The sequence below is a fragment of the Actinomycetota bacterium genome (genome assembly GCA_005774595.1).
Lineage (GTDB): Bacteria > Actinomycetota > Coriobacteriia > Anaerosomatales > D1FN1-002 > D1FN1-002.
Genome location: VAUM01000083.1, coordinates 1 through 6670, shown reverse-complemented (window position 1 = coordinate 6670; position 6670 = coordinate 1). Strand labels below are relative to the sequence as shown.

The window sequence follows — 6670 nt, the reverse complement described above, 5'->3', positions numbered from 1 at the left end:
GTGGGAGACCGCCGGCGGCTGGCTCGCGGTCGTGGCCGCCGTGTGGCTGGCGGCGTCCGCGATCGAGACGGCCCGTCCCGTCGTGGCCGGCATCGTCGCCGCGCTTGCCTATCCCGTCCTGCGCGCGGTGCCGCTGCACACTTGGAACACGTGGCTGCCTGCAGCCGTTCAGCAGGACTTCGGTACGGAGTATGCTCGGCTGGTGTTCGAGCCGGTGTTCGCGCCGCTCCAGGTGGCGGCTGTCGGTGTTGCGCTCGCCGGGCTCGTCGCCGTGGGCGTCGCCAGTGCGTACGCGCGTCGGTCTGCTGAGGAGGACGGCACATGAGGAGGTTCTTCGCCGCAGCGCTCGCAGGCCTGCTCGTCGCCGGGGCCGGGGTCTCGGGCTGCAAGCCCAGGACCGTCGAGCTGCAGTCGGGCACTCAGGTGCTCTGCACGTACGGTGAAGTGGTCAGCGAGCAGATCGAGACGCTCGTCGTCCCCCAGAAGGAGGCCGGCAGGTACTCGGTGCGGACGAGCACCGTCGTGTGCGACACCCATCGCAAGCTCGAGGACCTGTACCGCCGCGCACAGGAGGACATCGCCGCGGGCGACCTGAAGGCGGCGCGGGCCAAGCTCGACGAGGTGGCCCGCCTCGACCCCGCCTTCCGCAACGCCGCGTCGCAGCGTGACGCACTCGGCGGCGGTGACGACCCGCCTCCGGCCGTCGGCCCGTCGACTCCGTCGGGCACTCCGAGCGGCGGCACGACGAACACGCCCGCCGGCCCGGTGGTCAACCTCCTTAAGTACGTACCGGACTCGATCGCCGGGTACGCTGCACAGTCGGTCGTCCCCGATGTGCTGTCGGTGAGCCGCGTCTACTATCCGACCGCGTCGGGTGACGTGGTCCAGCTGGTCATCCAGGCCGAGCAGTTCAAGGACGCGGCGCAGGCCTCGGACAAGATCGCCTCGGACGTCAAGTCCGCCTACCCGTCGGCGGCGGCGACCGTGAAGGTCGGCGGGCGGGACGCGTACTTCGGCACGAACGCCCGCGGCTACGCGGTCATCGGAACGAGCGACGGCGCGGCCATGGTCGTCTTCGAGATGTACTCCAAGAGCAGGCGCCCGGAGGCGCTGAGGTCGACGCTGACGGCGGTGGCAGAGGCGGTCATGTGAGGGCCGCCGCGTGTCCCGCGTGGAATCCGTGGAGACGCAGGGGGCATCGTTGACGCTTCGGCGCACCGTTCGCTAAGGTCGGGCGCACCGTGCGTGGCCACCGGCGCTGCGACCGCGCACAGCCGTGAGAAGGGGCGAGGGTTGGACGCAGACAAGCAAGACCGCGCGAGCGGGCGGGAAGCGCGAGGGCTCGAGGCCCTCAGGTCCCGGCTCGGCGGTATCGCGCCGAGCCGTCTCGATGACGGGCTGCGGATCGCCGTCTATGTCCTCGCCGTGCTGCTGGCCGTGCTGGCGGTCGTCTTCGTCGGCACGGTCATCAACGATCGGCGCGCGGAGAGCGAGGCGACCCCCGCGAGCCGCACGCTCAAGGAGTTGCGCGGCCTGGTGCGCGCGACGCCCAACGACGCCGAGCTGCGCGTACGGTACGGCGAGGCGCTCGCGGCCGCGGGCATCCTCGACGAGGCCGTGGAGCAGCTCAACCAAGCGCTGAAGGCCAACCCCGATCACACCGGAGCGCTCATCGATCTCGGCCGGCTTGCGATGCAGCAGGGCGAGTACGGCACGGCCGAGGGCTACTTCCAGAAGGTCGTGGACCTCACGAGCAGCGGGCAGTACACGGGCATCGACGAGCGCCGTGAGCTGGCGCTGTTCCACCTCGGCGAGATCGCGCTCACCCAGAAGCGCTACGAGGACGCGGTCCCGTTCTTCAAGGAGGCGCTGCGCATCCGCAAGGACGCCGCTGACACCTACCTCGAGCTGGCGCTCGCATACCGCGGCATGGGCAGGGACGAGATGGCGCTCGAGCAACTCGAGATCGCGGTCGCGTTCGACCCGGGTATGGCGCAGGCCCAGTACGAGCTCGGCGACATCTATCTGGACGCCGGCAGCGAGCTCAAGGCTGCCGAGCACTTCGGCCTGGCGTACGCGCTCGCGCCGGACAACCAGATCGCGGCGGACGCCGTGGACTCGCTCGGCCCGGTGGAGCGGCGCATGGCGGCCGCGCGCAAGGCGCTCGACGCCGGCGACGTCGAGACCGCGGTCTCGGAGTCGCAGTTCGCCGCGCTGCTCGACCCGGAAGGCTTCGACGGGGCGTTGCTGTACGCACAGGCGCTCGAGGCGTCGCGCGACACCAGCGCCGCCGTTGCCGCATACAAGGACGCGGCGAAGATCGAGCCGGAGAACCCGGCGGTCACGGACGCTCTGGCGCGGTTGGGCGCCAAGTGACGAAGAGGCGGGCAGGATGAACCGGGGCAGGCGCAAGAGGCTGGTCGTCATAGCGGTGCTGGTCGTCCTGATCCTGCTGCTGGGCGGGCTGTACTGGAACTACCGCGCGACGAAGCGCATCACGCTCGACTTCGATCTCACCGGCAGCAGGGCGGCCTCACTCGCGCCCCCGGAGTACCTCTACTCGTTCAGCGGGCCTGACTCGGGCAAGATGCAGCGGCCGCTCGGCGTGCTCGTCGACGGGAATCGCGTGTTCGTGACGGACGGCCGGCAGCGTCGGGTGGGCGTCTACACCCTCGAGGGGCGGCTCGTCCGCTCCTTCGGCGACGGCAAGCTCGTCATCCCGCTGTACATCGCCAAGCACCCCAAGACCGGCGAGTACTGGGTGACGGACCGCCGGCTGCGCGCGATCTGCATCTTCGACGCCGCCGGCACGTTCAAGCGCGAGTTCGACCCGAAGCTACCGGCCGAGCAGCTGCCCAAGTTCGAGACCGGCGGCGTCCAGTGGGCGCCGATCGCGCTCGACTTCGCAGACGACGGGACGCTCTACGTCACCGAGATCGTCGGCCACCGGCTCCTGGTCTTCGGGCCGGACGGTGCGTTCAAGCGCTCGATCGGCACGGGCGGACAGGTGAGCAAGGCCGGCGACGACCCGCAGCTGTTCATGTTCCCGAACAGCGTGAAGGTGCACGGCGACGAGGTGTGGGTCGCCGACAGCAACAACCGCCGCCTGAAGGTCTACAACCTGGCCGGCGACTATCTGCGGCTGGTCGAGATGGAGGGCCTGCCGCGCGGCATGGACTTCCTGCCGCGGCTGTCGGGCGAGGCGAAGGACGCCCCGGCGAACTTCTTGGTCGCCGACACGCTCAGCCATGACTGCACGATCATGAACGTCACCGGCGCGAAGCTCGCGTCCTTCGGCGAGCACGGTGTGCTCGAGGGCCAGTTCAGCTACCCGAACGACGTGTCCGTCGCCAAGAACGCGTACATGTTCATCGCGGACACCTCCAACGCGCGCGTGCAGGTGTGGGGCTGGCCCGCCGAGGCTCAGCCCATCCCGACGCCGCGCACGGCGTGGGAGTGGGCCGCGTGCTGCCTGCCGTTCCTGCCCATCCTGCTGCTGCCGTTCTTCCGCCGCCGCCGCTTCTTCGCGACGCAGGACTTCGTCGAGACGATGCTGTTCGCCGAGATGGCGCATACGATGCCCGACCGTCGCCGCCGTTGGATCGTCGAGCCGTACGTGTACGAGGTACTGCGCGACCGGCGCGAGGACGACGTGAAGATGTCGGAACTGCTAGCCGAGACCGACCACTCCGAGTCGGACGCGAGGTCGTTGCGTGAGCGTCTCGAGCTCGACGAGCCGACCTCGATCACGATGGCGATCGCCCAGCGCTCGCACGTCTTCTGCACGCAGGATCCCGAACTGAGGCGCATCGCGAAGGTGCTCGACATCGACGTCGTCGACCGCGACGAGTTCATCGAGCGCTTCACGAGGAAGGGCGCCCCGACGGACGAGCGGCGGTCCTAGCGGAACGAACGGCGTTTGCGCAGGAAGATGAACGAATCTGACTGCCGAACGGCATTGACCGCGAGCACGCGTGACGCTACGCTACGCCTACCCATGTAACAACTGTTACAACGGGGTGGGGCGTTGTGCGCCCCGGATGACAAGCGCATACACGGCATAACCGGGTCGGAGCCGGCACGATGACCGCACGGTTCGAGCACGAGCCCCTAGGGGTAGGGGCACTCCTCGCTTCCGTCCGATCGTGACGCCTCCGCCCGTTGCCCGCGACGGGCCCGAGGAGGAGGTGACGCACGTCCGCTCGCAGCGGGAGCCAAAGGTTGTAACTCCGGAATGCGTGAAGGAGGTTCGAAAAGCATGGCGATAACCAGGCGACAGTTCGTCACCAGGCTCGGCACTCTGGCCGCGGCCATGGGGCTCAGCCAGGTCGACGCGGCCAAGATCTCCGAGGTCTTCGCCCACGCCCCGGCGGGGACGCTCTTCTGGTACCAGAAGCCCCGCGTGGTCTGGGTACACGGCGCGGAGTGCACCGGCTGCTCGACGTCGCTCCTGTCCCTCTTCGAGGACGTGCAGGGCGAGGCCATCTACGGCAGCGGCGTCTCGACGCTCGCCGCTCTCGACCTGGCGGTCGGCGGCAACGGCGACGGCACCCAGGTCGTGACCAACGGTCTCGACGCCGGCCACCCGTTCGGCCACCGCACGGTCGTCAACTCCGCGCCCGTCACCGGCTCGGACTTCGACACCGACGCGAACGCGACTCGCGGTGCCTACATCGCGAACATCGCGGACGTGCTGGTCGACTTCATCTCGCTCGAGTACCACGAGACGGTCAACGGCATGGGCGGCGACCTCGCGTACCAGTGGCTGCTCGACCAGATGACCGCTGGGGACGACCCGACCAAGGCCTTCGTGCTCGTGGTCGAGGGCGCGACCCAGGACAAGACTGAAGCGGGCGCGTGGAGCGACACGGCCGGCAACGGCTTCCCGTGGTGCTCGATCGGCATGGACGGCGCCGACGGCGCGTCCGCCGAGCACAGCTTCGACGACGTCGTCACGACGCTCGCCGGCCGCGGTGACTGCATCGGCGTCGTGGCCATCGGCCAGTGCGCCACGTTCGGCGGCTACCCGGGTTGCGTCTCGCCGAAGTTCACGGCGAGCCAGACCCCGGCGCGCGGCACGTACGACCACCTCGACCACGCCGCCGGTGCCAAGGACAAGGTCATCAACGTCCCCGGCTGCCCGACCAACCCGTGGTGGTTCACGCTGTCGGTCGTCGCGTTCCTCGTCGACTACTTCAACGGTCCCGGCGCCCCGGTTCCCGCGGACGGGCCGCTCGGCATCCTCGACTCGGCCGGCAACATCAAGTCGACCGCCGTCGATGGCAACCGCCGTCTCAAGGCGGTCTACGGTGTGCCGCTCCACGGCCCCGCCTGCACCCGCTACCAGGACTTCCTGAACGGCGTGTACGCGACCCGGCCGGGCGAGCGTGGCTGCCTGCAGCTCATCGGCTGCAAGGGCCCGTCGACCAACTCGCTGTGCACCGTGCACGGCTGGAACGGTCAGCAGCCCGAGAACGACACCTCGTGGGACTACGGTATCGCTACTGTCCAGGGCGCGAAGGGCGGCAACTGCGTCGCGGGTGGCGCTCCGTGCATGGGTTGCACGGAGCCCGGCTACCCGGACCGGTTCGTGCCGTTCGTCGTCCGCCGCTAGATGGGGAAGGAGGGAGAAGACTAGATGGCAGTCCATGAGCTCGATCCCATCTCACGCATCGAGGGTCACCTCGGTGCGAAGCTCACCACCGCCGGCGCAGCGATCACGGACGTCGAAGTCCACGGCAACCTGTGGCGCGGCTTCGAGAACTTCCTGATCGGCCGCGAGCCCAACGACGCGATCACGTTCACGCAGCGCATCTGCGGCGTCTGCCCGGTCCCGCACGGCCAGGCGTCGACGTGGGCCGTCGAGGCCGCGATCGGCTACTCGGGCACGCACCAGTTCCAGACGGGCATGGGCGAGATCCCGACCAAGGCGATCCACATCAGGAACATGGTGCTCGGCGCCGAGTACCTGATGTCGAGCCTCACGCACTTCTATCACCTGGCGGCTCCGAGCTACGTCCAGGGGCCGGCGGTCCCGCCGTGGACCCCGTACTTCGACGACGCGTACTACAGCCCGCTGTTGCTCGCGAGCGCCGGAGGCACCAACGGTGGCCTCGCGATCCCGAACTACGCGACGAGCAGCGTGCTCCCGCTCGACGACGAGGGCTTCTCGGCCGACCTGTGGTCCGCGGTCATCAAGCAGTACGTCAAGGCCCTGCGCATCCGCCGCCTCACCTTCGAGGCGGGCGCGATGTTCGCCGGCCGCATGCCGATGACCTCGTGCTACGTCGCCGGTGGCGTGACGACCTACAAGGCCGACTCCGCCATGGCCACGAAGTGCACGAAGTTCACCAGCTTCATGACCGAGATCGGTGACTTCGTCATCCGCGAGTACATCCCGATCGTCCTCGCGCTCGGCGCCCTGTACCCGAACTTCGACAACGAGCACAACGGCGGTCAGGGCTGGGGCGCGGGTTGCGGCAACTTCCTGTCGTGGGGCAGCTTCCCGTACGCGGGCGTCGCGCCGACGGCCGATGGTGTTGCGTCGAACCACTTCCCGCGCGGCTGGGTCAAGAACGCGGGCGGGTACTTCGGCGCCGCGGAGACGAGCGGCACGATCGTGGCCGCCGACATCAGCGGCGGGCTGCTCAATGAGCACACGCTGTACTCC

The 6670-nt window shown here is 69.1% G+C and carries 5 protein-coding genes; all 5 read left to right on the top strand.

Translation table 11 applies throughout. The features are described 5' to 3' along the window. Positions 1-321 precede the first annotated feature (321 nt). Complete coding sequence (locus tag FDZ70_04845; protein TLM77924.1) at positions 322-1152, top strand: hypothetical protein; 831 nt, start codon at positions 322-324, stop codon at positions 1150-1152. Between the two features lie 141 nt (positions 1153-1293). Then, positions 1294-2376, top strand: coding sequence for a tetratricopeptide repeat protein (locus FDZ70_04840; GenBank protein ID TLM77923.1), 1083 nt, complete (start codon positions 1294-1296; stop codon positions 2374-2376). Positions 2377-2392: 16 nt separating this feature from the next. Further along, on the top strand, positions 2393-3904 hold the full coding sequence (locus FDZ70_04835) for a hypothetical protein (protein ID TLM77922.1): 1512 nt from the start codon (positions 2393-2395) through the stop codon (positions 3902-3904). A 330-nt stretch (positions 3905-4234) separates the two neighbouring features. Then, the gene (locus FDZ70_04830; GenBank protein ID TLM77921.1) at positions 4235-5614 is read left to right on the top strand and encodes a twin-arginine translocation signal domain-containing protein; all 1380 of its coding nucleotides are present in this window, start codon (positions 4235-4237) and stop codon (positions 5612-5614) included. Positions 5615-5638: 24 nt separating this feature from the next. Beyond that, positions 5639-6670, top strand: a 1032-nt coding sequence (locus FDZ70_04825; GenBank protein TLM77920.1) for a hypothetical protein, incomplete at its 3' end; no start/stop codon positions are given.

Coding starts and splice junctions, on each gene's coding strand:
- FDZ70_04830 (TLM77921.1), top strand. CDS start 4,235: ATGCGTGAAGGAGGTTCGAAAAGCATGGCGATAACCAGGCGACAGTTC.
- FDZ70_04845 (TLM77924.1), top strand. CDS start 322: ATGAGGAGGTTCTTCGCCGCAGCGCTCGCAGGCCTGCTCGTCGCCGGG.
- FDZ70_04835 (TLM77922.1), top strand. CDS start 2,393: ATGAACCGGGGCAGGCGCAAGAGGCTGGTCGTCATAGCGGTGCTGGTC.